A 1,197-nucleotide genomic window follows, 5' to 3' on the forward strand; every position below is an offset into this window, starting at 1 on the left:
ATCCATGATGGTGGAAATTGACGGCAGGCCGCTTCGTGGCGAATTCCTGCGCATCGGTAAAATCGTCAACACCATGGTTGAGCAGCTCGCGTCCTTCACGTCGGAGGTGACGCGTGTGGCGCGCGAGGTCGGCACCGAAGGCAAGCTGGGCGGTCAGGCACGCGTCAGGGGGGCGGCCGGCACTTGGAAGGACCTGACCGACAATGTCAACGCGATGGCGACCAACCTGACCAGCCAGGTGCGCAACATTGCGGAGGTGACCACGGCTGTCGCATCTGGCGACTTGTCGAAGAAGATCACCGTCGACGTGAAGGGCGAGATCCTCGAACTGAAGAACACCATCAACACGATGGTGGACCAGCTCAACTCCTTCGCCTCGGAGGTGACCCGCGTCGCGCGTGAGGTCGGCACCGAGGGCAAACTCGGAGGCCAAGCCCGTGTCGAGGGCGTTGGCGGTACTTGGAAGGACCTAACCGACAGCGTCAACCTGATGGCCGCCAACCTGACCGGCCAGGTGCGCAACATCGCCGATGTGACGACGGCGGTGGCTTTGGGCGACCTCTCCAAGAAGATTACCGTCGACGTGAAAGGCGAAATTCTGGAACTGAAATCGACCATCAACACCATGGTCGATCAGCTCAACTCATTTGCCGGCGAGGTGACGCGCGTGGCGCGCGAGGTCGGCACGGAAGGCAAGCTCGGCGGCCAAGCACAGGTGCGCGGTGTCGCCGGCACCTGGAAGGACCTGACCGACAACGTCAATTCCATGGCGGCGAATCTTACCGGTCAGGTGCGCAACATCGCCGAAGTGACTACCGCGGTGGCACTGGGTGACCTCTCGAAGAAGATCACCGTCGATGTAAAGGGCGAGATCCTGGAGCTGAAGAACACCATCAACACGATGGTGGACCAGCTGAACTCCTTCGCCTCGGAAGTCACCCGCGTGGCACGCGAGGTCGGCACCGAGGGAAAGCTGGGCGGCCAAGCTGAAGTCCGTGGAGTCGGCGGCACGTGGAAGGACCTGACGGACAACGTCAACCTGATGGCCGCCAATTTGACCGGGCAGGTGCGCAATATCGCCGATGTGACCACGGCCGTTGCCAGGGGCGATCTTTCGAAAAAGATCACCGTCGATGTGAAGGGCGAAATCCTCGAACTGAAGAACACCGTCAACACCATGGTGGACCAGCTCAATTC

Annotated in this window: 1 protein-coding gene; it reads left to right on the plus strand. The window is 61.1% G+C overall.

The window, feature by feature from the left end; all coding sequences use genetic code 11:
- Positions 1 to 1,197 (plus strand): HAMP domain-containing protein (locus EOA60_RS33815; RefSeq protein WP_164899800.1); only part of this gene is annotated, 1,197 nt, incomplete at both ends.

Source organism: Mesorhizobium sp. M1A.F.Ca.IN.020.06.1.1 (genome assembly GCF_004023265.1).
GTDB lineage: Bacteria > Pseudomonadota > Alphaproteobacteria > Rhizobiales > Rhizobiaceae > Mesorhizobium.